This is a genomic window from Hungatella hathewayi WAL-18680 (assembly GCF_000235505.1).
GTDB classification, from domain to species: domain Bacteria; phylum Bacillota; class Clostridia; order Lachnospirales; family Lachnospiraceae; genus Hungatella_A; species Hungatella_A hathewayi_A.
This window is the reverse complement of record NZ_JH379031.1, coordinates 45,405-69,559: the sequence shown is the minus strand read 5'-3', so window position 1 is coordinate 69,559 and position 24,155 is coordinate 45,405. Positions and strand designations below refer to the sequence as shown.

Below are 24,155 nucleotides of genomic sequence, written 5' to 3'. Positions count from 1 at the left end.
GTAGACCCGGCACAGGAGGTTAAAAATGTTAAGAGACATGTTTAAAAAGACTTATACACTGATCGATACCAAGTATAAGACACCGGCCAAAGAAGAGCCAAACATCCCGGAAGGGCTGTGGAGAAAATGTAATAAATGCGGCCAGCCTGTGTATGTGGAGGACGTGAAGAATAATTATTATGTCTGCCCCAAGTGTAAAGGATATTTCCGTGTCCATGCGTACCGCCGGATAGAGATGGTGGTGGACGAGGGGACCTTTGAGGAGTGGAATAAACAGATGGAGTTCAGCAATCCGCTGAATTTTCCAGGATATGAGACCAAGGTGAAGGCGGCTAGGGAGAAGACGAAGCTAAATGAGGCTATTGTTACCGGAAAAGGGCTGATACACGGCCAGCCGGCGGCCATTGGCGTCTGCGACGCCAGATTCCTGATGAGCAGCATGGGGCATGTAGTCGGGGAGAAAATCACCAGCATGGTGGAGAGAGCCACGAAGGAGAAACTTCCGGTGATTATCTTTGCCTGTTCCGGCGGTGCCAGAATGCAGGAGGGAACGGTTTCCCTGATGCAGATGGCAAAGACCTCGGCGGCCTTAAAGCGCCATCACAATGCCGGCCAGTTGTTTATCAGCATGCTGACGGACCCGACGACTGGGGGCGTGACGGCCAGCTTTGCCATGCTGGGAGACATTATCCTGGCGGAGCCCAATGCTTTGATTGGGTTTGCGGGGCCGAGAGTGATTCAGCAGACCATCGGACAGAAGCTGCCGGAGGGATTTCAGCGCTCGGAGTTTCTGCTGGAGCATGGGTTTGTAGATAAAATCGTGGAGCGGCACGAGCTTAAGGATACGCTGGCGCGGATTCTGGCGATTCATGCCGGTTCCAAAGATTCGGCGGAGAAGATATCCAGAGAGTCCGTGGAGAAAATCAGGGCTTCTGTGGATAACTTTAACAAGAAACCGAAGGTCAGTGGAAAAACAGCGTGGGATACGGTGCAGTTGTCGAGAAAGGCCGACCGGCCGGTGGCGACGGACTATATCAACCACATTTTTGATAACTTTATGGAGTTTCATGGGGACAGATATTTTGGTGATGACGGCGCTATTGTGGGCGGAATTGCCACGTTCCATGGAATGCCGGTGACGGTGATCGGGCAGCAGAAGGGGAAGAACACCAAGGAGAATATCAAGAGAAATTTTGGTATGCCATCCCCGGAAGGTTACAGAAAGGCGCTGCGTCTGATGAAGCAGGCGGATACCTTTGGAAGACCGGTGATTTGCTTTGTGGATACACCGGGTGCGTTCTGCGGTCTTGAGGCGGAGGAGCGCGGACAGGGGGAAGCGATTGCGCGGAACTTATTTGAGATGGCAGATTTGCAGGTGCCGGTACTATCCGTTGTGATTGGAGAAGGTGGAAGCGGCGGTGCGCTGGCGATGGCGGTGGCCAATGAAGTCTGGATGATGGAAAATTCCATCTATTCGATTTTGTCGCCGGAGGGATTTGCATCGATTTTATGGAAAGACAGCAAGAAGGCAGACCAGGCGGCCCAAGTGATGCGGGTGACGGCCAGGGATTTGCTGGATATGCATTTGATAGAGAGAATCATCCCGGAGGAGGAGCCGGTCAGCGTGGACAATGTGGGCCGGGCGGCTTCCTATATGGAGCAGGCCATCAAGGTGTTCCTGGCTGATTATGGCAGTATGTCCGGGGAAGAGTTAGTGGAGCAGCGTTATCAGAGATTCCGGGGGATTTAAGGGATGAGAGATTCCGGAGTACAAAGGGATTCGTTAGAATATAGGAGATTATCATGAGTACATGGAAACCGTTGGTAATTGGGGATTTAACAGCACCCAAGCCGGTGATACAGGGCGGCATGGGGGTGGGCATCAGCCTGTCATCCCTGGCCGGAGCCGTAGCGGCTGAGGGGGGCGTTGGGATTATATCCACGGCCCAGATAGGATTTCGGGAGCCGGATTTTAAGAAGAATCCGCTGGAAGCCAATTTGCGGGCGATTGGGAAAGAGTTTCAGAAAGCCAGGGAGATTGCGCCGAAGGGAATCATAGGATTTAATATCATGGTTGCCACGAAGGGTTATGCCCTTTATGTGAAAGAGGCGGTAAAGGCCGGGGCGGATATCATTATCTCCGGGGCCGGACTTCCAATCACGTTACCGGAACTGGTGCAGGGAGCGAAGACGAAGATTGCACCGATTGTGTCCTCCGCAAAGTCAGCCATGGTTATCCTGAAAATGTGGGATAGAAAGTATCAGGTGGTTCCGGATTTGGTGGTGATTGAGGGGCCGCTGGCCGGTGGACATCTTGGATTTTCCGTAGAGCAGCTGGAGGAGATTGGAGCCAGCAGTGAGAACCGGGAGGAGACTTACCGTCAGGCGGATTATGATGAGGAAGTGAGAAGCATTTTAAAGATTGTAAAAGAATACGCGGAGAAGTACGGGAAGAAGATTCCGGTGGTTACCGCAGGGGGAATTTATAATCATGAGGATGTGCTTCATCAGATGGAGCTGGGAGTTGACGGCGTCCAGGTGGCGACGCGTTTTGTGACGACAGAGGAGTGCGATGCTCCGGAGGCTTACAAGCAGGCTTATATTCATGCCAGACAGGAGGATATCGTCATCACAAAAAGCCCGGTGGGAATGCCGGGGCGGGCGATTAAGAATCCGTTTTTAAATCTGGTAAGCAAGGAAAAACAGCCGATTGAGCACTGTTACCAGTGCTTGGAGAAATGTGACCATAAGACGATTCCTTACTGTATTACGAGGGCGCTGGTAAATGCGGCGGAAGGTGATACGGACCGTGCGCTGGTGTTCTGCGGGAGCAATGCGTACCGGGCAGAGAAGATTGAGACGGTTGCGGATGTGTTGAATGATTTGCTGGGAGATGCACACTGATTTAGGTCAGTGTGCATTTTTTGAATCCAGGTCGATGGATAGCGTCTCTACGAGGTATCCGTTTCCACCAACGGCGACATTTGAGATGGTATTGTTTTCACTCTGTATATGAACAATGATTCTCGATGGATTGTGGAGTTCATAACCTTGTTCAAAGAGATAGGTGTCTTTTTTGATTCCATATTTAAAAAGATAACAGGCCAGTGCGCAATTGGAGGTCCCGGTTGCGGATTCTTCGTTGATTCCGTACAGCGGGGCAAAATTTCGACAGATGGCAGTTACATGTTCCTGATTTATGAGTGTAAATGCATGGATTCCTACGACATTTTTGTCACGGCTGATGTTAATCATCTCTTCAAAATCCGGGTTTAAGTTTTGAAGATTTTCTATATGATTGATTGGGACTAAAATATCCTTTAATCCGGTGGAAACAATTTGGATGGGATAATCGTTCTGCAAAATGCTGTTATCAATGCATTTGGCAATTTCACTGCTTGAGATAATATCAAAATAGGATGGCAGGTTTTGCTGCATCAGAATTACATCGTCGTCAATGTTTATAGTTAAGATTCCGGACTTGGTCTCTATTTTGTATTCTGGTTTTGACAGCATACCCAGATGTTTTAATACTACAAAAGCAGCAATCGTCGCGTGCCCGCACATGGGGACTTCTTCGACGGGGGTAAAATATTCGAATTGGAAGTCCGCATTTCTGCTGGCGCTGATAAAAGCCGTTTCAGAATATCCCAACTGCCTGGCAATTTTTATTTTCTGCTTATCTGTCAAATGATAATCTCTAACAACAACGCCAGCTTTGTTACCACCTGTATTATTTTTGCTGAATGCACTAGCTACATAAATTTCCATAGATACTTTCCTCGAGTTTATATATTATTAGTTTGTCTGCTTATAATTCCCGCAAGCCGTTTAAACGTATCCGATCGAGTTCTTCTGCCTCCAAAACATGGTTGTTATATAAGGATAGATACTCTTTGGAAACATCGCTGTCAAAGATTAAAACATCATCGGAGTTGACTGTGACATCGAGTCCGACCCGGAATAGTTTGGCGATGGGGTGTTCTTTCATGTGAGCGACTCTGCCTAAAAGGACGTTGCTTGACGGTGTGATATTTAAGCGAATCTGGTGCTCCAACAGATAGTCAATGGCCCTGTTAGACACTGTCGCTGAAATTCCGTGCTGAACCTCATCAAGTGATAACAGTTCGATTCCCTGAATCACATCATCGGATGTTCCCCACTCGCCGATATGTGCCTTGAGTCTTAATCCATGTTCCTTAGCCTTTTGGTAAATAGGAACAAAGTTCTCGATGGGCTGTGCAAATTCATCGCCATACAAATCAATGGAATAAAATTCTTTTCTGCCCCAAAACGGTTCCAAACAGGATAAAAGATAGTTAATCCCACAATGCCGTGACATCCCAATCTGAAGCCGAAGCTCTATATCCGGTGCAATCCGTTGGTGTGCCTGTTCAAATGCATCAATCAGTGCGTCAATATCATGATTAAAAAACGTCCCCAGCGCCCATACATCTTCACCTATTTCCAACACAGAGACTCCGTCCAGCTTTGCCTGTTCAAATGAAGCATCAATCAACAACTGCCGCATTTCTCTGCTCTCAAAACGCTTCCCAATATTCACACTTGACCATGCGTGCATTTCATCCATGGAATGCAGAGGAGTCGTTATCGGCAGGATGTCAAAACCCGTTTTCTGCTTAATATATGCCCTGTCCCCACCTAATACAAAGTGGTTGTGTAAATCGGCTTTGGGAATTTTTCTAAGTTCATTTAGGTTATTATCTTTTAGGGCGGAGATGAAAGTTGTTGAATCATTCATGGTGGTGTATTCCTCCTGCTGATTATATGTTTTTGTGTACCATAGTTTAAGTATATAGAGGAGATATACAAAGTCAAGTCAATTCGAGGTTATGGGAACACGATGCCCGAAGGCAATCGGCTGTGAGGGTTTTGGCGGTTTGGAGCATTTGGGTGGGGGTGCCGGTGAAGACTACTTCGCCGCCGTTTTTGCCGCCGTCGGGGCCGATGTCGATGAGCCAGTCGGCTTGCTTCATGACGTCGAGGTTGTGCTCGATGACTACCAGGGTGTTTCCGCGGTTGACGATTAGGTCGAAGAGTTTTAGCAGGTTTTGGATGTCGGACATGTGTAGTCCGGTGGTGGGCTCGTCCATGACGATGATGTTTCCTTTTTTGTTGAGGTTTTTCGCCAGTTTGATTCGCTGGCGTTCACCGCCGGACAGGGTGCTTAGGGGCTGGCCCAGGGTTAGATAGGATAATCCTACCTGCTGCATGACTTTCAGGTGCTTTTTGATTTTTGCGTCGTCGAAGACTTCCAGGGCCTGGGATGCGGTCAGGTTCAGGAGGTCGACGATATTTTTTCCTTTGTAAGTGCAGGCGAGAGCTTCCTGGTTGTACCGCATGCCGTTGCAGGATTCACATTCCGTGACAATCGGGTCCATGAAGGCGAGTTCGGTTACGATAACACCTTTGCCGCCGCATACGGGGCAGGCGCCGGTGGAATTGAAACTGAACAGACTGTCCGGTTTGTCGTTTTCCCGTGCCAGGAGCTTTCGTATTTCATCAAAGAAACCAAGGTAGGAAGCGGGGGTGGACCGGTTGGTTGCAGTGATTGGACCCTGGTCTATCATCACGATATCGCTGTCATACTGCCTGGCAAATACACGGGAGATTAATGTACTTTTCCCGGAGCCTGCCACTCCGGTCACAACGGTCATGATGCCGAGAGGGATATCCACATCCACGTTCTTTAAATTGTGCAGACTGGCCCCGCGAACCGGCAGACTGCCCTGCGGCTGGCGTGGATTTTCCTTGATGGGCAGGGACTGGCGCATGGCTCTGCCTGTCAGTGTGTCGGCTTGGAGCAGTTCCTGATAGCTGCCGGCAAAGACAATTTCGCCTCCATGCTGACCCGCCTGCGGTCCCACGTCGATGATATAATCGGCTATGGAGATGACATCCTTGTCATGCTCTACCACGAGAACGGTGTTGCCTTTGTCGCGGAGCTGCTTTAACAGGTTGTTCATGCGGTAAACGTCGCGGGGATGCATACCCGCGCTGGGCTCGTCGAAAATATAGGTCATGCCAGTCAGACTGCTGCCCATATAGCGGACCAGCTTTAACCGCTGTGCTTCCCCGCCGGACAGGGAAGGGGTATCACGGTTTAAATGCAGATAGGGCAGGCCGATTTCTATCATTCGGTCCAGTCCCTCCAGTAGTGTCCGGACCAGCACTCCCACTGTTTCATCGGAGATATGAGCCAGAACATCCCTCAGCTGTGTCAGTTCCATCTCACACATATCCGCGATGGAATACCCGTTTATTTTGCAGCTTAAAGCAGCCGGGTTCAGCCGTTTTCCATGGCAGTCATCGCATTCCATCTCGACAACCAGATTCTGTGATTTCTCCTGGGTGTGGCGGCTTTTGCTGCTGATATCCCGGTTAAGAAGAGTCTTGGTGTATTTGTGATAGATACCGGTTACCTTCGGATTTTCCGGCTCACTGATACCGTCGCGGGAGCCATATAGGAGAAGATTGTACTCCTCAGCCGAATAATCCTTAATCGGCTTGTCAAGGTCAAACAGTCCGGACTGGGCATACTGTTTCCAGTACCAGGAGCCGGGGCGGAAGAGGGAATCCTTCAGACAGCCCTCGTTCCATGACTTATCCGGGTCTAGCACGGATTCCATATCAACCCTTGTGACTTTTCCCAGGCCGGAACACGTCTTGCACATCCCGTTGGTGTCGTTAAAAGAAAAATAGGACGCGGTGCCGATATAAGGCAGGCCGATTCTTGAAAATAACAGCCGCAAACTGGAGTAGAGACCACTGATAGTTCCGACGGTTGAACGGGCATTTCCGCCCAGAGGAGACTGGTCCACAACGACAGACGCTGTCAGATTGTCAATCCGCTCTACTGCCGGTTTTGGATACTTCGGAAGTCTGGAGCGGACAAATGCCGGATAGGTGGCATTCATCTGCCGCTGTGATTCTGCGGCGATGGTATCAAACACAATGCTGGATTTACCGGAACCGGATACGCCCGTGAAGACGGTGATTTTTTCTTTCGGAATCTGAAACGTGACATGTTTTAAATTGTTTTGGGTAAGCCCCTGTATGATGATATCTTTCATATGCGAAGACCTCTTTTCCTGTGCTGTTTTGTTTGGTTTTGTGGGTGGAATTATAACGGTTATCTTGTAGTATACCAGAGAAAAGCAATACATTCATGATATTTCTTGCGAACGTGGATGTGGCGGCTTCTTTCTGTGCTGTAATTTCCCCAGAAAAAATCCAGGCAAAATTCAGACAAAATGATAGAACGATTTACACAAACGTTTGGGGAAAATAATGTTGACGTTTGTCTGAAAATTGCGTATAATTTCTTTAACAGGTGACCGAAGTCCCTAACATAAATTAAAAATGGTAATTAGTGAAAAATAAAAATATCAGTGAAAATCATATAGAACGAATTATACCAGGAAGGTAATTTGTATTCTCAAGGAATGCACATATTATATTTCTGGTATTTTTTATGGCAGAAATTCAAAACAGAATAGTGGGCAAAACAGAAAGGGAACTACGAAACGATGAAAAAGAGAAAATTGGGATATGCGGCGATGATAGTGGCCGTGGCGATGCTCGCTGCCGGCTGTGGAAACAATGGGAATGGAACGAACAAGACAACTGCGGATGAAAATTTGCAGGAAACCACAGGTGTCAGTGCCGGGAACCGGGAGGACGTCATCGTGGTGATGGGGCCGACCTCGGAGCCGGAGGCCGGATTTGACCCTGCTTATGGCTGGGGCGCAGGCGAGCATGTGCATGAGCCGTTGATTCAGAGCACATTGACGGTGACCACACCGGACTTAAAGATTGATTATGATTTGGCTACCGATATGTCAGTTACGGATGATGGACTGACATGGACGGTGAAAATCCGGGATGACGTGTCATTTTCCGACGGGGAGAAGCTGACGGCGGAGGATGTGGCATTTACCTACAACACACTGCGGGATACCAGTTCTGTTAATGATTTCACAATGCTGAAGGAAGCGAAAGCCCTTGATGACACGACGGTAGAGTTTCAGATGAACCGTCCGTATTCTATCTGGCCGTATACCATGGCGATTGCCGGGATTGTGCCGGAGCATGCTTATGGACCTGATTATGGGGAACATCCCATCGGCTCCGGCCGGTATCTGCTGAAACAGTGGGATAAGGGGCAGCAGGTGATCTTTGAGGCCAACCCGGATTATTATGGGGAGGCGCCGAAGATGAAAAAGGTGACAATTTTGTTCATGGATGAGGACGCGGCGTTCGCGGCGGTTCAGTCCGGACAGGTGGATTTGGCTTACACGGCGGCCTCCTATTCGGACCAGGTTGTGGATGGATTCGAGCTGCTGTCCTTTGAGACGGTGGATAACCGTGGATTCAATCTTCCGGCCACCGCTGCCTCAGAGAATGCAGGTATGATGATTGGAAATGATTTTACCTCCGATGTTCTTGTAAGGAGGGCCATCAACATCGCCATCAACAGAGATGAGATGATAGAAAACGTATTAAATGGCTATGGAAGTCCAGCATACAGCGTCTGCGACAAAATGCCGTGGTATAACAGCATTGCCAAAACAGATTACAATCCGGAACAGGCCGCCGCGCTTTTGGAGGAAGCTGGATGGGTATCCGGAGCGGACGGCATCCGGGAGAAGGATGGAAAACGGGCGGAGATGACTCTGATGTATCCGGCCAGCGATTCTGTCCGACAGGCGCTTGCCGCAGACACTTCCAACCAGCTGAAGAAAATCGGGATAGATGTGAAGACAGAGGGCGTTGGCTGGGACGAAGCCTACGACAGAGCGCAGTCAGAACCGCTGATGTGGGGATGGGGGGCGCATACTCCTATGGAGCTCTACAACATTTACCATTCCATGGAGGGAACCGGCCTTGCGGAGTATTCTCCCTATGCCAATTCTACCGTGGACCGGTACATGGATGAGGCACTCGCAAGCAGTGATTTGGAAGAATCCTATGAGCTTTGGCAGAAAGCCCAGTGGGACGGGACAACCGGTATCACGCAGGATGGAGATATCCCATGGATTTGGCTGGTCAATATCGACCATCTGTACTGGTCAAGAAACAACTTAAAGGTGGCGGAGCAGAAACTTCATCCCCACGGTCACGGATGGTCTATTGTAAATAATGTAGATGAGTGGAGCTGGAATTAAAACATGAAAAATAAGGCGCATCGCACAGAAATGGCATGGTTTATCGCTAAAAACTTCATACGAATGGCGGTCCTTCTGGCGCTGGTGAGCATGGCGGCATTTTTCCTTGTGGAAATGTCTCCGCTTGACCCGCTTCAGACCAACGTGGGACAGGCGGCGCTGGGGAGCATGAGCAGCGAGCAAATACAGAAACTGCGGGAATACTGGGGAGTCGGCGTTCCAGCCACGAAACGGTTCCTGTCCTGGGCGGGGGATTTTATACGGGGAGACATGGGTGTCTCCCTGCTGTACCGCCAGCCGGTCTCCCATGTCATCGGTGTGAAGCTGATGAATTCGCTGTGGCTGATGGCATCAGCGTGGATACTGTCCGGCGTTGTGGGGCTGGGGCTTGGAATTGCAGCAGGTGTAAAAAAAGGCAGAATGACGGATAAAGTCATATCTGCCTATGCGCTTATCACGGCCAGTACACCGGCCTTCTGGCTGGCGCTGGTGCTTCTGATGGTATTTGCCGTATGGCTGAAACTTCTGCCCATCGGTCTCAGTGTGCCTATCGGCGTGGAGGCGTCCGGCGTCACGGTTGGGGACAGGATTGTCCATGCTATTTTGCCGGCGGTCACGCTGTCGATTACGGGGATATCCAACATTGCCATGCACACCAGGGAAAAGATGATTGAGGTGATGGAGAGTGATTATGTCCTGTTTGCAAGGGCCAGAGGGGAGTCTACGGGGAGTATTGTGTGGCGGCACGGTATCCGGAATATCATTCTTCCGGCCATGACACTGCAGTTTGCGTCTGTCAGTGAGATATTTGGCGGTTCCGTGCTGGTGGAGCAGGTATTTTCCTATCCGGGTCTGGGACAGGCGGCGGTGACGGCGGGGCTGGGCGGTGATGTGCCGCTGCTGCTGGGAATTACGGTTATCAGCGCGGCGATTGTATTTGCCGGTAACCTTACGGCGAACCTGCTGTACGGAGTACTGGACCCCAGAATTCGCAGAGGGAGGAAACGGGTATGAAGGGATTGCGTGTAGGAAACAGGCGCCAATCCATGGTATGCCTGATGATAGTTTCTGCGATTATTCTGGCTGGGATTACAATAGCCGGAGGATTGCTGGAGGAACAGGCCATGGTGACGGATTTCTCCAGAAAGAATCTGACGCCCTGTCTGCGGTACCCGTTTGGTACGGACTGGATGGGGAGAGACATGTTTGTGAGAACGCTGACCGGCCTTTCGCTGAGTATTCGGCTGGGGCTTTTGACAGCGGCAGTCAGTTCGGTGGTAGCTTTTTTGATGGGAATCGCGGCGGCATCCATGGGACGGTTTGTCGATGGGGCGATAAGCGGCCTGATTGATTTGGTTATGGGGATTCCCCATATTTTACTGTTGGTGCTGATTTCTTTTGCAGTGGGAAAAGGATTCTGGGGCGTTGTCGTTGGCATTTCCCTGACTCACTGGACATCGCTGGCCAGGCTGATGCGTGGAGAGGTGCTTCAGTTGAAGGAGAGCCAGTACATAAAGGTGGCGGAAAAGCTGGGAATGGGGCGGTTTCAGATTGCCATGAAGCATATGACGCCCCATTTGATTCCGCAGCTGCTGGTGGGATTGATACTGCTGTTTCCCCATGCGATCCTGCATGAGGCCAGCATTACATTTCTGGGATTTGGACTTTCGCCGGAGCAGCCGGCTATCGGGGTGATTCTCTCGGAGAGTATGAAATATCTGGCGATGGGAAGATGGTGGCTGGCGCTGTTTCCGGGGCTTTTGCTGGTGCTGGTGGTGCTGATGTTTCATGTGCTGGGCGATAACTTAAGCAGGCTGATTGACCCGAAACAGGCGCACCGGTAGGAGGAGTAGGAGATGGATGAGAGAAAAACAGTGTTGTCGGTGGAACATTTGACGGTGTCATTTACCCAGTATGAGCGGGGCTTCCGGCAGGTGAGCTTTGCGGCCATCCGGGATTTGAGTGTGACGGTTCATGAGGGGGAAATGGTGGCGGTTGTGGGTTCCAGCGGTTCGGGAAAGAGTCTGCTGGCCCACGCTGTGATGGGAATCCTGCCGTATAATGCTTCCTGGGGCGGGGAGATTGCTTACTGTGGGGAGAGTCTTACACAAAAGAGATTGAAGGCGCTGCGGGGGCACGAGATTGTTCTGGTTCCCCAGAGTGTGTCCTATCTGGACCCGCTTATGAAGGCGGGGGCGCAGGTGTGTGGCGGGAAACGTGATGAAACGAGCAGGAAACGGTGCCGGGAGGTGCTGGGACGTTATGGACTGGGAGAGGAAACGGAAAATCTGTATCCATTTGAGCTCTCCGGTGGTATGATAAGAAGAGTTCTGATATCCACGGCGGTGATGGAGAAACCAAAGCTGGTGATTGCGGATGAGCCGACGCCGGGACTTCATATTGAGGCGGCGAAGCGGGTGATGTCCCATTTCCGGGAGATTGCGGATGAGGGAGCGGGAGTTCTCCTGATAACCCATGATTTGGAATTGGCGCTGGAGACGGCGGACAGAATTGTGGTGTTCTATGCAGGGACCAATGTGGAGGAGGCTGGGAGGGACGATTTTGAGGATTTGGATTGTCTCAGGCATCCGTATACGAAGGCGCTGTATCAGGCGATGCCGCAGCATGGATTTAAGCCGGTGGCCGGTACGCAGCCGTTCAGTAAGAATATGCCGGAAGGGTGCCCCTATGGGCCGAGGTGTGAACTGTGTGAGGCGGAATGTCTGAAGGATGTGGAATATCGAAGTTTGAGAGGTGGTATGGTGAGATGTCGGAGGGCTACGTGAGATTGATAGAAGAGTGTGCAAGGATAGAACTGCATGGCAGTGAGATGAATGAGTTAGGAACAGATGGAGGAAATCATGAGACTGGAAGCGAAAAATCTTTCATTTCAATATGATAATGGGAATCGAAACATCTTAAACCATTTGAATCTTACTCTGGATAGCGGGGAACGCCTGGGGCTGACGGCTCCCAGTGGGTTCGGGAAGACTACCTGCTGTAAGATACTGGCCGGATATGTGAAGCCGGATGAAGGGGATGTTTATATAGATGGAGTTCCGCTGTCTTCGTTCAAGGGATACTGTCCGGTACAGATGGTGTGGCAGCATCCGGAGCTGTCTGTGAATCCGAAGCTTAAGATGAGAGAGGTTCTGAAGGAAGGCGACAGGCTGGAGCAGAGAATGATAGACAGTCTTGGGATTGAAAAGGACTGGCTGGACCGGTATCCGGGAGAACTCTCGGGAGGAGAGCTGCAGCGGTTCTGCATTGCCAGGGCGCTGGGGGAGCGGACCCGGTTTTTGCTGGCGGATGAAATCAGCACGATGCTGGATTTGATTACCCAGAGCCAGATATGGAATTTTCTGATGGAGGAGACCAGGAAGCGTGAGATTGGGCTTCTGGTGGTAAGCCATTCGGAGGAATTGTTAAAGCGGGTGTGTACGAGAATACAGGATTTGAGAGAGGAGAGCTGACAATGGATGTGAGAGCGCTTTTGGAGCAGGTGCGTGCAGGGGATTTGGATGTTGAGGATGCGGAGAAGCTGTTTAAGGACCTTCCGTATGAGGACCTTGGGTATGCAAAGCTGGACCATCACCGCAAACTTCGTTCCGGGTTTGGGGAGACGGTGTTCTGCCAGGGGAAACCGGATGATTATCTGGCGGAAATATACAAGAAATTCTATGACAGAGACGGGGAAGTGCTGGGGACCAGGGCGTCCGGGGAGCAGTATGAGCTGGTGAGAAAGCTGGTTCCGGAAGTGACGTATGACCCGATTTCCCGGATATTGAAGGTGGAAAAAGAGGGGAAAATGAGAACCGGTCTGGTGGCTGTCTGTACCGGGGGGACGGCGGATATTCCGGTGGCGGAGGAAGCCGCGCAGACGGCGGAGTATTTTGGATGTACGGTGGATCGGATTTTTGATGTGGGTGTGGCGGGGATTCACCGGCTGCTCTCGCAGAGAGAACGGCTGATGAAGGCAAACTGTATCGTGGCGGTGGCCGGGATGGAAGGCGCGCTGGGGACGGTAGTGGCCGGACTGGTGGACTGCCCGGTGGTGGCGGTGCCGACCTCGGTGGGATATGGGGCCAGTTTTCATGGTTTGTCCGCATTGCTGACTATGTTGAATTCCTGTGCTAACGGGATTTCGGTTGTAAATATAGATAACGGATATGGCGCCGGATATCTGGCGACACAAATAAATCGATTGGCGGTGAAATGATTATGGGAAAAGTATTGTATTTGGAATGTAGTTCCGGAATTAGCGGAGATATGACAGTAGGAGCGCTGCTGGATTTGGGCGCTGACAGAAACGTGCTGGAGCGGGCGCTGGGAAGTCTGGGAGTGGATGGGTATCATCTGCATTTTGGACGGAAGGTAGTCTGTGGACTGGATGCGTATGACTTTGATGTTCATTTGGAGGAAGATGGTCACGAGCATGAGCATGGACATGAAGAAGGCCACGACCACGGACATGAGCATGGACATGAAGAAGGCCACGACCACGGGCATGAACATGGACATGAAGAAGGTCACGACCACAGTCATGAGCACGGACATGAAGAAGACCACGACCACGGGCATGAGCACGGACATGAAGAAGGCCATGACCACGCTCATCCTCACATCCACAGAAATATTAACGATATATACGAAATCATTGACCGCTTGGAATCCAATGACCACGTAAAAACTCTTGCAAAAAAAATGTTCCTGATAGTAGCGGAAGCAGAATCAAAGGCTCATGGACTCCCGCTGGACCAGGTGCATTTTCATGAGGTAGGAGCCATTGACTCGATTGTAGATATCATCAGTGTTGCGGTTCTGGTGGACAACCTTGGTGTGGATGATATTGTAGTATCGCCACTGTCGGAGGGCCGTGGACACGTACACTGCCAGCATGGCATACTTCCGGTGCCGGTGCCGGCTACCGCCAACATTGCGTCGGCATACGGTTTAAAACTTCATCTGACAGACAACGACGGCGAGATGGTAACCCCAACAGGCGCTGCCATCGCAGCAGCACTGCGGACAAAAGAGAATCTGCCGGAATCCTGCCAGCTGGTCAAGACCGGCATGGGAGCCGGAAACCGTGTATATAAACAGGCCAACGTCCTGAGGGCCATGCTTCTGGAGACCGAATCCGAAGAAACGGAACAATCAGGCATGTACGTTATGGAGACCAACATTGATGACTGCAGCGGCGAGATGCTTGGCTTTGCCATGGAACTTCTTCTGGAAGCCGGGGCAGCAGATGTCTGGTATACGCCCATTTACATGAAAAAGAACCGCCCTGCTTACCAGATGTCCGTTCTCTGCCGGGAAGCGGATATGGAAAAACTGGAGGATATCATTATCACCCACACTACAACCATCGGAATCCGTCATTACCCTGTCACCAGAACGGTACTTTCCAGAGAGAAAAAAACGGTGGAAACCGCTTATGGTCCCGTGGAAGTAAAGGTATGTGAACATAAGGGAGCCCGTTACTATTACCCTGAATATGAAAGTGTACAGAAACGATGCAGGGAGAACCACTTTGATTTCCAGACGGTTTACCACGAGGCCAGACACGCCGCGGAGGAGCTGTATCATGGATAAACAAAAAGAACGATATGCCGCGGAGGAACCATATCATGGATAAACGCAAAGCACTGGAGCAGACCATGGCGGAATTGGCGAAAGAAGATATCTGCCTTGCATTTTCAGGCGGGGTAGACTCCAGTCTCCTGCTGAAAGTGGCGGCAGATGCAGCGGCCAAAACCGGCAGAAACGTATATGCCGTCACATTTGACAGCAGACTCCATCCGTCCTGTGACTTAGAGATAGCCATGAAGGTTGCCGAAGAGCTTGGAGGAATCCACAAAGTGATATCCGTGGATGAACTTGAGCAGGAGGAGATTCGAAATAATCCGGTGAACCGCTGCTATTTATGCAAACGTCATCTATTTCAAAGTCTAAAAGATTTTGCCGGTACAAAGGGGATTCGCACCATCATCGACGGAACCAATGAGGACGATATGCACGTCTACCGCCCAGGCATAAAAGCCCTGAAAGAGCTGGGAATTATCAGTCCCCTGGCGGAGCTGCACATCACCAAGGCAGAAGTGAAATCTCTGGCGGCAGAGTATGGAATCTCCGTGGCCTCCCGTCCATCCACCCCCTGTATGGCCACGAGACTGCCCTACAACACAGAAATCAATTATGAAACTCTGGAACGAATCGCCCAGGGAGAAGCATACTTGAGAGAAACATTTTCCGGCAATATCCGTCTTCGTCTCCGCGGAGATATCGTCAGAATCGAGATGGATGCGCCAGCTATGCCTGAAGTTCTTGAGAAACGCCAGCAGGTTATCACGTATCTGAAAAACCTGGGATTCCTCTATATCACACTGGACCTGGAAGGATTCCGGTCTGGCAGTATGGACGTTCATGTCTCAAACCAAGATCATTGATATAACCAAGGGAATGAGATATACTGGGAGAAAAGGAGGGGGAACATGATGAAGAAAAAAATGATAATCATAACTGCGCTTATGATAACATCCGTATATGCATTGACTGCATGTTCAAGCAGCAAAAAAGCGGCAACGCCAGCTTTGCCGGAAGAGACGTCTGCTAAAATAGAGGCAGAAACCACGGCGGAAGTGGATGTAACATCTGATACGGAGACAGAAACGGCAGAAAGTACTTCACCCGCCGGAGACGAAAAACAGCAGCAGACAGAGCCGATTTTTCCCGTGATAAAAACAGAGTACCGGACAATTTCAGCAGATGACGGTTTCATCCTTGTCAGCGGCCAGTATCCACAGATTGAACTGGGTGATAACAAAAATGAGCAAATGACTGCACTGATAAACTCCTGGAATAAAGAGATAAAAAACATGGTAGAGCAGTCAATAAAAGAAGATGAAGAAGGGGCAAAAGAACTGCGCGAATATGGTGGCACGCTTCCCTATGAAGAGGACGCGGATGTTATGATTATGCGGGCAGATGAAGATGTCCTCAGCATTCGGACCGGTCTCTATTCTTATACAGGCGGGGCGCATGGCGGTTATGGAATATCCTGCTATAATTACAACGTGGCTACGGGTCAGGAACTGTCTTTGGACGATGTGATTTCGGATCGGAATGCATTGTATGAGAAAATTCTTCAGACGTTAAATGAAACATATGAAAAGGAAATGTTTTTCGAAGGCTACGAGGAGACTGTGAAGGATGAGGTGTTTGAGCAGGAGAAGGACGGTTATCAGCCAAAACTGACCTGGTCGGTGGAGCCGGATGGAATCACGGTGTATTTCATGCAATATGATATCGCCCCTTATGCAGCCGGAAGTTTGTCGGTGAAGCTCCCTTATAATGGAAATGAGGAAATGTTTGCGGAACGCCTGTTTGCAAATGAAAACCGGGTGATTCCGGTTGCGGCATATGAGACAACTTATGTAAATGTGGGTGGAATGAGAAAAGCGTTAAGGCTGGAAAATGTGTTAGAAAACGAAACGTATAACAACACGGTACATATTTATCTGGATGATTCTGAAGTGAGCGTAGATGTAGAGTATGGATGTTCCGCTTCCTATCTGATACAAAAGGAAAACGGACAGCAGTTCCTTTACTTGGAATCAAAGAGTGATAACGATTATCGGATTTTACATGTGGTTGATTTGAATCAGGCAGACCCGGTATATAAAGGATATTTTGAATATGGAAGTTTTTATGAACAGGTTCCGGTCGATGTGGAGTGTTTCCGTCTCTCCAGCAGGTTGGATTTACTTTCCACTTACAACGCGGAGAGAACTTACCGTGTCGGAGCCGATGGAATGCCGGAGGTGCTTGAGGAAACTTATCATATGTCGGAAACCCGTGAACTCACGGCTAAGCTGGATGTTCCGGCATTTTCAGGGAAGAACATGGATGAGGCATGTGTAATTCCTGCTGGAACGGTGGTGAAACTATTTGCTACGGATGGTGAGACCTGGGTGGACTTAAAATCCGGGGACGAAACCATATACCGTGTGTACGTGAAGAGAGATTGGCCACAGGAGATAGATGGAACGAGTATAGATGACTGCTTTGATGGCATTATATTTGCAGGATAAGACCGTGTGAATGGGAAGTGTGCCAGATAAAACGGTTGTATTCACCTGGAAACTGGTATATAATATCTGAAAATTGAATAGAGGTAAAACGGTGCCTGAACTGTCCGGCTGGTAAAGCCGGCAGTGTCAGGATAATAGGGAAATGAGTGAGAGTCTCATACGGTCCCGCCGCTGTAATGGAGGAATCCTGTCTTATGATACCACTGCATGGAGTTTTATGTAAACTGATGTGGGAAGGTGGACAGGGTGAGGATACCTGAGTCAGAAGACCTGCCTTTTACCGGAGATATTCATTGATTACGGAGTATAATCGGTGCATAGCAGCAGTTTTGAGATAAAAACTGCCGTTTTTTTCGTGTGCCTGTTTGACGTATGATGATGATATACGTTTGAACAGGTATTTTTTTGTTAATTTTAAGTGAGTTTGGAGGCGGGTGTGAAAAAACGGGACCATGTTTACACAATTGATGATTATGCATATCGTTCACCGTTCAGAAGCTGGAATCCGGCTCTGAAAGCCGGAACGGCAATGCTGGTGCTGGTTATGGGGATTGGGATATCGGACCCGGCGGTATCCTGCTGGATGGTGTTTACTGGGGGACTGATTGCTGTTTTGGGATGCCGGGTGCCGGTTTGGGATTATCTGGAGCTTCTAAAGATACCGTTGTTGTTTATTCTGCTGGGGTGCGCCGCCATTGCGGTCGAAATTGGGTTGGAAGGCGGTTTAAGACTGTATCTGAGCCGGGAATCCGTGACGGAAGCTTGTCATGTGGCGTTGCGGACACTGGGGGCGGTCAGTGTCCTGTACGGCCTTGTCCTGTCTACCCCGGTTCATGAGATTGCAGCAGTGTTGAGACAACTGCATGTTCCAAAAGTTGTGACGGAGCTGATGATATTGATTTACCGTTATATATTCCTGCTGGTGGAGGCGCAGCATACCATGCGCCAGGCGGCGGAGTCCCGGCTGGGATACTGCGATTTTAGGACTTCCTGCCGGACCTTTGGAAATTCCATGAGCAGTCTCTTGCTGGTATCCATGAGGAAGGCATCCCGGTATTATGATGCCATGCTGTCCAGAGGATATGACGGGGAACTGCTGTTTTGGGAGGAAGAGAAGGTAGTAAAGGCGTGGCAGGTGTTATGCCTGGCAGCATATGCCGTCAGCCTGCCGCTGGTGAAAATGATTTTTTCGATGTTGATGGGAGGCCATCTGACAGGCTGATTGAGGGATGGAAGGGAGAGAAATTATGGAAAAGCTGCTTTGGACGGAACAGATCTGCTATTCCTATGAAGAAAATGTACCGGTGCTGGACCATGTATCAACGACATTTTATACCGGGGAAAAGGTTGCGGTAATCGGCTCCAATGGCTCCGGGAAGTCCACATTTTTTCTGAATCTCAATGGTGTGCTGACACCGGATAGCGGTACGATCTGGTACAGAGACAAGGAGATTGGAAAAAAAGAGAAAAATCTGCTTCGCCAGCACGTGGGTTTTGTGTTTCAGGATGCGGACCAACAGATTATCGCCCCAACGGTGACGGCGGAGGTGTCCTTCGGGCCGATGAATCTGAAGCTGGATAAAAATGAGGTTCGGCGGCGGACAGAGCATGCCATGGAGGCCATGGACCTGATGGAGCTGGCGGAGCGGGCGCCCCATAATTTAAGCGGCGGGCAGAAAAAACGGGTCAGTATCGCGGATATTATGGCTATGGAGCCGGAACTGATTCTGTTTGACGAGCCGACGACAGCCCTGGACCCTCAAAACCAGCAGATGTTGGAACAGGTATTGGAGGGATTGACAGAGGCGGGGAAAACTCTGGTTGTGTCCACTCATGATGTGGATTTTGCCTACCGGTTTGCCGACAGGATATTGGTGTTTGACGAAGGGCGGATCATTGCCGATGACGTTCCGGAAAATATATTTTCAAGAGAGGACGTGTTAATCCGGGCGAATTTAAGACTGCCAATGATGATGAAAATAACAGACTTTTTGAAGGAGAAGGGAATTGTCGAGAGCGGTTTTGCTCCCCGGACGCCGGAAGAATTGAAGGCAATGCTGTAATTTGGAAAACGAAGATGAAATTTTAGAAGAAAAGAGGATGATGAGTATGACAAGAAAAAAGAAACTGGCATGGGTGTCACTGATGACATTTGTGTTCCTGACTGCCGCCGTTCCGGCTGCATTTGGAATGCATATTATGGAGGGGTATCTGTCCCCGGTTTACTGTGTGGCGTGGGGAGTCATTTGTATTCCATTCCTTGCGCTGGGGATTCGCTCTATTAAAAAATCTCTGGAGGAAGACAGAAGGAATATCACGTTGCTTGCCATGGCCGGAGCATTTATCTTCGTGATTTCTTCCCTGAAAATTCCTTCAGTGACAGGCAGTTGTTCCCATATGACTGGAACCGGGCTTGGCGCTATCTTATTTGGGCCGACGGCGGTTTCCATACTTGGCATAATTGTGCTTCTTTTCCAGGCGCTGCTGCTGGCTCATGGCGGGATTACCACGCTGGGGGCGAATACATTTTCCATGGCGATTGCGGGGCCGCTGTTGTCTTACCTGATTTACCGGATCTGTAAGAAGGGAAATGTAAACAGAACATTCTCCGTATTCCTGGCGGCATTTCTGGGGGATATCTTCACCTACTGTGTGACCAGTCTGCAGCTTGCCATTGCCTATCCGTCCGCGGAAGGCGGAATCGGGGCGTCGGCAGTGAAGTTCCTGGGAGTCTTCGCGCCGACCCAACTTCCGCTGGCGATTATTGAAGGGATTTTGACCGTCATTATTGTGATTGCTCTGGAGACTTATGCAAAACCGGAACTGAAGGCGATTGGATTTATGAAGGAGGCGGCGTAAGATGAGTGGAAAGAATAAAAAGCTGATAGCAGGATTGCTGGTGATTGTATTACTTTTGATTGTAGGGCCGTTTCTGGCATTGAAGGGTGCGGAGTTTGGCGGTTCTGACGACGCGGGCAGTGTGATGGTGGAAGAAATTGCCGGGGAGTATGAGCCGTGGTTTACTCCGGTTTTGGAGATACTGATTAATGGGGAACTGCCGGGAGAGATTGAGAGTTTACTGTTCTGTGTACAGACCGGTATCGGTGTTGGAATTCTGGCGTTCTGCATGGGACGTCTTGTAGAACGGAAAAAATGGACGGACAGAGAGAACAAGATGACCGCGTAGGACGGACATAAAAATATTATCTTTCGATTCCCAATGGTTTGACTTATATGCGTTAATCGGTTAATATAGAAAGGCGCAGACGCGTTAAAATCTTAAAGTAAAGGGGAAGTCATGGGGAATCTGAAGAAGAGTGATGTGCAGCAGGGAGCTGGGCATCAGAACGGGGGATTTCATACCAGTATTGGATTTGTGCTGGCCTGTGTAGGCTCGGCAGTAGGCATGGGAAATATCTGGATGTTCCCGTACCGTGTGGGGCAGTATGGAGGCGCGGCTTTTCTAGTGCCATATATCTTGTTTGTTGTGTTGTTTGGACTGGTGGGACTGTCGGCGGAGTTTGCCATAGGCAGACGGGCGAAGACAGGTACACTTGGAGCATATGAGTACTGCTGGAAATCAAGAAATCTGGGCAAGCTGGGATATGTTCTGGGATGGATACCGCTGATTGGCTCGCTGGGAATCGCGATTGGCTACGCCATTATCGTGGGCTGGGTAGTGCGTTCCTTTGCAGGCTCCCTGACAGGGGAAATTCTGACGGCCGACGCGGCGGAGTATTTTGGCAGGGCTACAGGGAATTTTGGAAGTGTTCCGTGGCATGTGATCGTGATTCTGATTGCATGCGGGCTGCTGATGTTTGGAGCGACAAAAGGGATTGAGAAGGTGAACAAGGTGTTGATGCCTTCGTTCTTTATCCTGTTTGCGATTCTGGCTGTCCGGGTAGCATTTTTGCCGGGGGCAGTGGATGGGTATAAGTTTCTCTTTGTACCGAAATGGGAAGCGCTGCTGAAAGTGGACACCTGGGTTATGGCTATGGGACAGGCGTTTTTCTCGCTGTCGATTACCGGTTCGGGGATGATTGTGTATGGGACGTATCTGAGTAAATCGGAGGACATTCCGAAGGCATCGATTCGCACCGCATTTTTTGACACCATGGCGGCCATGTTGTCGGCATTGGTGATTATGCCAGCGGTGTTTGCCTTTGGGATTAAACCCAATGCAGGACCGCCGTTAATGTTTATCACACTGCCGAATATCTTTAAGCAGATGCCTATGGGGCGGCTGTTTGCGGTGCTGTTCTTCCTGTCGGTTATCTTTGCGGGAATTACAAGCCTGATTAATATGTTTGAGGCCGTGAGCGAGTCCTGGCAGACCCGGTTTCAGCTTACGAGAAAGAAAGCGGTGGCTCTGTGCGGAGGCATGGCGCTGCTGGTAGGCATTTTCCTGGAAGCGGAGCCGAAGGTTGGGTCCTGGATGGACTTTATCACCATTATCGTGGTGCCGTTCGGGGCAGTGCTGGGAGCGGTGTCCATATACTATATTCTTGGGTTTGATGAGATTAAGAAAGAACTGGAATTAGGACGGGACAAGCCGCTTGGGAAGTATTTCGGACCGCTGGCGAAGTATGTGTATGTACCGCTGGCAATTATTGTATTTATCCTTGGCCTGGTATATGGCGGAATTGGATGATCATGTAATTATATAATAATAGACATATGATATGGGAGATACCTGGAGCTGTTGCAGGCGTAGAGAATAATCACGTTTGCAACAGCTTTTTTGTGTTCATGAATAAGAAAGACTGTACAATATGCAAAAGAATAAAGAAAAATATAAAACACTATTGACATATTGTACAAAAGTGGACTATAATAAACAAAAAAGAAAACGTTTACAAAATATAAATAAGAATTATGCACAATTAAAATAAAAAATACACCAGTAAAATATCATTCATGCAATAAAATAAAAACATTTCCCCGAAATTTGGTTATCAAAACGTTTACATATCAAAAGTGAGAGTGAGATATCAGATGGACAAACAAAAGAAAGCCAGTATCAAAGATGTAGCCAGGGAGGCGGATGTGTCTCTGGCAACCGTATCCAGAGTGATCAATCATCTGGACGGCGTAAAACCGGCCATGCAGCAGCGGGTAATGGACGCGATTGAAAAGCTGGGATACAGTCCCAACCACGCGGCCAGGGCGCTGGTGACCCAGAGAACCAATGCAATCGGCATTATCGTCAACAACCTGCACGACCCATTCTTCTATGATTTAATCAAGGGTTTTGAGATGGGAGCCCAGCAGACAAGCTATTCCGTCATTTTCTGCAGCGTCCTGGGCGGCGATGTGAAGAGTAAGGAGACCTATGTAAAGTATCTGTCCAACGGCGTGGTGGACGCGGTTGTCCTGTACGGCTCCTATCTCAGTGACGAAAGCGTTATCAAGTATCTCCATGAAAACTCAAAGATGGAGTATGTGATGATTGAGAATGACACACCATCGATTACCTGCAATAAACTGCTGATTGACAATCTGGACGGAGCCAGAGAGGCCATCCGCTATCTCATTCAAAAGGGACACAGGAGAATTGCACATATCTGTGGAAATCCCAACAAGATGGTTACCATGGACCGGTTTAACGGCTACATTCAGTCCATGCAGGAAGCCAGGCTGGAGGTGCTGGACGGCTACATTCAGTATACTTCTACGGATTATAAAAGCGGTTATGACAGGATGAAGGCGCTGCTGGAGCTGCCGACGCCTCCGAGTGCCGTGTTCTGCTCCGATGATGCCATCGCCAGCTATGCGGTCAGGGCGGCTATGGATATGGGCTTTCGGGTACCGGAGGATATCTCGGTGATGGGATTCGATAACCAGAGGATACTGCCTGACTTTTACAGAGGGCCGGCCATCACCTCGGTGGAGCAGCCGCTATATACCATCGGAATGGACAGCATCCGTCTGTTAAGCGAGCGTCTGAACCAGGCGGACCCGGGGCAGGCGGTGAGAAAGACGTATAAGACCAGAATCATAGAGAAAGAAACCGTAGGGGAATATCGATAAGGTTTACACAAAAGGGGTAGCACATAAGGTTAACATAAAAAGGGAGGAGACCATGAAGGATTACAATCGGTTGCTGGAAGGGAAACGTGTGTTTATCACAACCGGCGCGCGAGGCATTGGAAAGGACATTGCCCTGTTGTTTGCACAGCAGGGGGCTCAGGTTGGAGTTGGGGGAAGAAACCCGGAGTCTCTGGCGAAGACCATGGAGGAAATCCGGGTGTATTCACCGGAAAGCAAAGGTTATGTGGTGGAACTGTCCTCCAAGGAGCAGGTGGAGCAGACGGCCGGCCAGGTGCTTGAGGATATGCAGGGAGTGGATATTCTCGTCAATACCGTCGGAATCAATGTTCACGGGCGGATAGATGAGTGCAGTGATGAACTGCTGGAACGGATGCTGGAGACTAATTATAAGAGCGGCCTCAGGTTTTCCCGCAGATTCATTCCGGGTATGATGGAGAGAAGATATGGAATCATCATCAATATTTCGTCCATTCACAGCGTGGCGACTATGCCGGGATTCGGAGTGTACGCCGGTACCAAAGGAGCCATGAACGCCACAGCCAGAGCCATGGCGCTGGACTATGCGGATTATGGCATCCGGGTGAATACCATCTGCCCAGGACTGATTATGAGTGACAATATGATGGACGAGGTTTACGGCTACCAGGAAGGCCCGGAGAGGGACGCATTTATGGAAATGCTGAACCACATGCAGCCATTGGCTCCGGGGAAGATGGAGGACATCTCAGACGCGGCGCTATATCTTGCAAGCGACATGTCGTCCTATGTGACCGGCCAGATTATCATGGTAGATGGGGGAGCCAGCATTAAAGCACATTAG

The 24,155-nt window shown here is 49.8% G+C and carries 21 protein-coding genes and 1 riboswitch; of the genes, 18 read left to right on the top strand and 3 right to left on the bottom strand.

Going from position 1 to position 24,155, the window contains the following annotated elements; genetic code table 11:
* Nucleotides 1-25: 25 nt before the first annotated feature.
* Nucleotides 26-1,750: an acetyl-CoA carboxylase carboxyl transferase subunit gene (locus tag HMPREF9473_RS25430; RefSeq protein ID WP_006783103.1), complete on the top strand. Its 1,725-nt coding sequence runs from the start codon at nt 26-28 to the stop codon at nt 1,748-1,750.
* Between the two features lie 53 nt (nt 1,751-1,803).
* Nucleotides 1,804-2,904, top strand: coding sequence for an NAD(P)H-dependent flavin oxidoreductase (locus tag HMPREF9473_RS25425; protein WP_006783102.1), 1,101 nt, complete (start codon nt 1,804-1,806; stop codon nt 2,902-2,904).
* A gap of 6 nt (nt 2,905-2,910) precedes the next feature.
* Here HMPREF9473_RS25425 and HMPREF9473_RS25420 read toward each other — a convergent pair whose 3' ends face one another.
* From HMPREF9473_RS25420 to HMPREF9473_RS25410, 3 genes are all read right to left on the bottom strand, one after another.
* Nucleotides 2,911-3,771 carry a PhzF family phenazine biosynthesis protein gene (locus tag HMPREF9473_RS25420; RefSeq protein WP_006783101.1) on the bottom strand — a complete coding sequence of 287 codons (861 nt, stop codon included), beginning with the start codon at nt 3,769-3,771 and terminating at the stop codon, nt 2,911-2,913.
* A 40-nt stretch (nt 3,772-3,811) separates the two neighbouring features.
* Nucleotides 3,812-4,762, bottom strand: coding sequence for an adenosine deaminase (locus HMPREF9473_RS25415; RefSeq protein WP_006783100.1), 951 nt, complete (start codon nt 4,760-4,762; stop codon nt 3,812-3,814).
* A 73-nt stretch (nt 4,763-4,835) separates the two neighbouring features.
* Nucleotides 4,836-7,094, bottom strand: coding sequence for an ATP-binding cassette domain-containing protein (locus HMPREF9473_RS25410; protein WP_006783099.1), 2,259 nt, complete (start codon nt 7,092-7,094; stop codon nt 4,836-4,838).
* Nucleotides 7,095-7,550: 456 nt separating this feature from the next.
* Between HMPREF9473_RS25410 and HMPREF9473_RS25405 the strand changes: the two genes are divergently transcribed.
* The 16 genes from HMPREF9473_RS25405 to HMPREF9473_RS25330 all read left to right on the top strand — a co-directional run bounded on the left by HMPREF9473_RS25405 (nt 7,551) and on the right by HMPREF9473_RS25330 (nt 24,155).
* Nucleotides 7,551-9,188 (top strand): ABC transporter substrate-binding protein, encoded by a 1,638-nt coding sequence (locus tag HMPREF9473_RS25405; RefSeq protein WP_006783098.1) that lies wholly within the window; start codon nt 7,551-7,553, stop codon nt 9,186-9,188.
* A gap of 3 nt (nt 9,189-9,191) precedes the next feature.
* The gene (locus HMPREF9473_RS25400) at nt 9,192-10,202 is read left to right on the top strand and encodes an ABC transporter permease (protein ID WP_006783097.1); all 1,011 of its coding nucleotides are present in this window, start codon (nt 9,192-9,194) and stop codon (nt 10,200-10,202) included.
* The gene (locus HMPREF9473_RS25395; protein WP_006783096.1) at nt 10,199-11,032 is read left to right on the top strand and encodes an ABC transporter permease; all 834 of its coding nucleotides are present in this window, start codon (nt 10,199-10,201) and stop codon (nt 11,030-11,032) included. The genes HMPREF9473_RS25400 and HMPREF9473_RS25395 overlap by 4 nt, the downstream gene beginning before the upstream one ends.
* Nucleotides 11,033-11,044: 12 nt before the next feature.
* Nucleotides 11,045-11,974: an ATP-binding cassette domain-containing protein gene (locus tag HMPREF9473_RS25390; protein ID WP_006783095.1), complete on the top strand. Its 930-nt coding sequence runs from the start codon at nt 11,045-11,047 to the stop codon at nt 11,972-11,974.
* Nucleotides 11,975-12,049: 75 nt separating this feature from the next.
* Complete coding sequence (locus tag HMPREF9473_RS25385) at nt 12,050-12,661, top strand: ABC transporter ATP-binding protein (protein WP_006783093.1); 612 nt, start codon at nt 12,050-12,052, stop codon at nt 12,659-12,661.
* Nucleotides 12,662-12,663: 2 nt separating this feature from the next.
* A complete protein-coding gene (larB, locus tag HMPREF9473_RS25380; protein WP_006783092.1) occupies nt 12,664-13,407 on the top strand; it encodes a nickel pincer cofactor biosynthesis protein LarB in 744 nt (247 codons plus the stop codon).
* 2 nt (nt 13,408-13,409) lie between these two features.
* A complete protein-coding gene (gene larC / locus HMPREF9473_RS25375) occupies nt 13,410-14,786 on the top strand; it encodes a nickel pincer cofactor biosynthesis protein LarC (protein ID WP_034860211.1) in 1,377 nt (458 codons plus the stop codon).
* Between the two features lie 35 nt (nt 14,787-14,821).
* Complete coding sequence (gene larE / locus HMPREF9473_RS25370; protein ID WP_006783090.1) at nt 14,822-15,640, top strand: ATP-dependent sacrificial sulfur transferase LarE; 819 nt, start codon at nt 14,822-14,824, stop codon at nt 15,638-15,640.
* A 45-nt stretch (nt 15,641-15,685) separates the two neighbouring features.
* Nucleotides 15,686-17,284 (top strand): DUF3298 and DUF4163 domain-containing protein, encoded by a 1,599-nt coding sequence (locus tag HMPREF9473_RS25365; RefSeq protein WP_006783089.1) that lies wholly within the window; start codon nt 15,686-15,688, stop codon nt 17,282-17,284.
* A 72-nt stretch (nt 17,285-17,356) separates the two neighbouring features.
* Nucleotides 17,357-17,576: riboswitch (cobalamin riboswitch) on the top strand.
* A gap of 144 nt (nt 17,577-17,720) precedes the next feature.
* Complete coding sequence (cbiQ, locus tag HMPREF9473_RS25360) at nt 17,721-18,506, top strand: cobalt ECF transporter T component CbiQ (RefSeq protein WP_006783088.1); 786 nt, start codon at nt 17,721-17,723, stop codon at nt 18,504-18,506.
* A gap of 25 nt (nt 18,507-18,531) precedes the next feature.
* Nucleotides 18,532-19,347: an energy-coupling factor ABC transporter ATP-binding protein gene (locus HMPREF9473_RS25355; RefSeq protein WP_006783087.1), complete on the top strand. Its 816-nt coding sequence runs from the start codon at nt 18,532-18,534 to the stop codon at nt 19,345-19,347.
* Between the two features lie 46 nt (nt 19,348-19,393).
* Entirely contained in the window at nt 19,394-20,143 is a 750-nt protein-coding gene (locus HMPREF9473_RS25350) for an energy-coupling factor ABC transporter permease (RefSeq protein WP_006783086.1), read from the top strand.
* 1 nt (nt 20,144) lies between these two features.
* A complete protein-coding gene (locus HMPREF9473_RS25345) occupies nt 20,145-20,471 on the top strand; it encodes an energy-coupling factor ABC transporter substrate-binding protein (RefSeq protein ID WP_006783085.1) in 327 nt (108 codons plus the stop codon).
* A 111-nt stretch (nt 20,472-20,582) separates the two neighbouring features.
* On the top strand, nt 20,583-21,935 hold the full coding sequence (locus HMPREF9473_RS25340) for a sodium-dependent transporter (protein ID WP_006783084.1): 1,353 nt from the start codon (nt 20,583-20,585) through the stop codon (nt 21,933-21,935).
* A 344-nt stretch (nt 21,936-22,279) separates the two neighbouring features.
* Nucleotides 22,280-23,314 (top strand): LacI family DNA-binding transcriptional regulator, encoded by a 1,035-nt coding sequence (locus HMPREF9473_RS25335; protein ID WP_006783083.1) that lies wholly within the window; start codon nt 22,280-22,282, stop codon nt 23,312-23,314.
* Nucleotides 23,315-23,366: 52 nt separating this feature from the next.
* Entirely contained in the window at nt 23,367-24,155 is a 789-nt protein-coding gene (locus tag HMPREF9473_RS25330; protein WP_006783082.1) for an SDR family NAD(P)-dependent oxidoreductase, read from the top strand.

Bases quoted from the DNA above. Each gene is read 5' to 3' on its own strand.
- HMPREF9473_RS25425 (WP_006783102.1), top strand. From the start codon at position 1,804: ATGAGTACATGGAAACCGTTGGTAATTGGGGATTTAACAGCACCCAAG.
- HMPREF9473_RS25355 (WP_006783087.1), top strand. From the start codon at position 18,532: ATGGAAAAGCTGCTTTGGACGGAACAGATCTGCTATTCCTATGAAGAA.
- HMPREF9473_RS25365 (WP_006783089.1), top strand. From the start codon at position 15,686: ATGATGAAGAAAAAAATGATAATCATAACTGCGCTTATGATAACATCC.
- HMPREF9473_RS25385 (WP_006783093.1), top strand. From the start codon at position 12,050: ATGAGACTGGAAGCGAAAAATCTTTCATTTCAATATGATAATGGGAAT.
- HMPREF9473_RS25420 (WP_006783101.1), bottom strand. From the start codon at position 3,771: ATGGAAATTTATGTAGCTAGTGCATTCAGCAAAAATAATACAGGTGGT.
- HMPREF9473_RS25345 (WP_006783085.1), top strand. From the start codon at position 20,145: ATGAGTGGAAAGAATAAAAAGCTGATAGCAGGATTGCTGGTGATTGTA.
- larB (WP_006783092.1), top strand. From the start codon at position 12,664: ATGGATGTGAGAGCGCTTTTGGAGCAGGTGCGTGCAGGGGATTTGGAT.
- HMPREF9473_RS25410 (WP_006783099.1), bottom strand. From the start codon at position 7,094: ATGAAAGATATCATCATACAGGGGCTTACCCAAAACAATTTAAAACAT.
- HMPREF9473_RS25335 (WP_006783083.1), top strand. From the start codon at position 22,280: ATGGACAAACAAAAGAAAGCCAGTATCAAAGATGTAGCCAGGGAGGCG.
- HMPREF9473_RS25415 (WP_006783100.1), bottom strand. From the start codon at position 4,762: ATGAATGATTCAACAACTTTCATCTCCGCCCTAAAAGATAATAACCTA.
- HMPREF9473_RS25350 (WP_006783086.1), top strand. From the start codon at position 19,394: ATGACAAGAAAAAAGAAACTGGCATGGGTGTCACTGATGACATTTGTG.
- HMPREF9473_RS25395 (WP_006783096.1), top strand. From the start codon at position 10,199: ATGAAGGGATTGCGTGTAGGAAACAGGCGCCAATCCATGGTATGCCTG.
- larE (WP_006783090.1), top strand. From the start codon at position 14,822: ATGGATAAACGCAAAGCACTGGAGCAGACCATGGCGGAATTGGCGAAA.
- HMPREF9473_RS25430 (WP_006783103.1), top strand. From the start codon at position 26: ATGTTAAGAGACATGTTTAAAAAGACTTATACACTGATCGATACCAAG.
- HMPREF9473_RS25390 (WP_006783095.1), top strand. From the start codon at position 11,045: ATGGATGAGAGAAAAACAGTGTTGTCGGTGGAACATTTGACGGTGTCA.
- HMPREF9473_RS25405 (WP_006783098.1), top strand. From the start codon at position 7,551: ATGAAAAAGAGAAAATTGGGATATGCGGCGATGATAGTGGCCGTGGCG.
- HMPREF9473_RS25400 (WP_006783097.1), top strand. From the start codon at position 9,192: ATGAAAAATAAGGCGCATCGCACAGAAATGGCATGGTTTATCGCTAAA.
- HMPREF9473_RS25340 (WP_006783084.1), top strand. From the start codon at position 20,583: ATGGGGAATCTGAAGAAGAGTGATGTGCAGCAGGGAGCTGGGCATCAG.
- HMPREF9473_RS25330 (WP_006783082.1), top strand. From the start codon at position 23,367: ATGAAGGATTACAATCGGTTGCTGGAAGGGAAACGTGTGTTTATCACA.
- larC (WP_034860211.1), top strand. From the start codon at position 13,410: ATGGGAAAAGTATTGTATTTGGAATGTAGTTCCGGAATTAGCGGAGAT.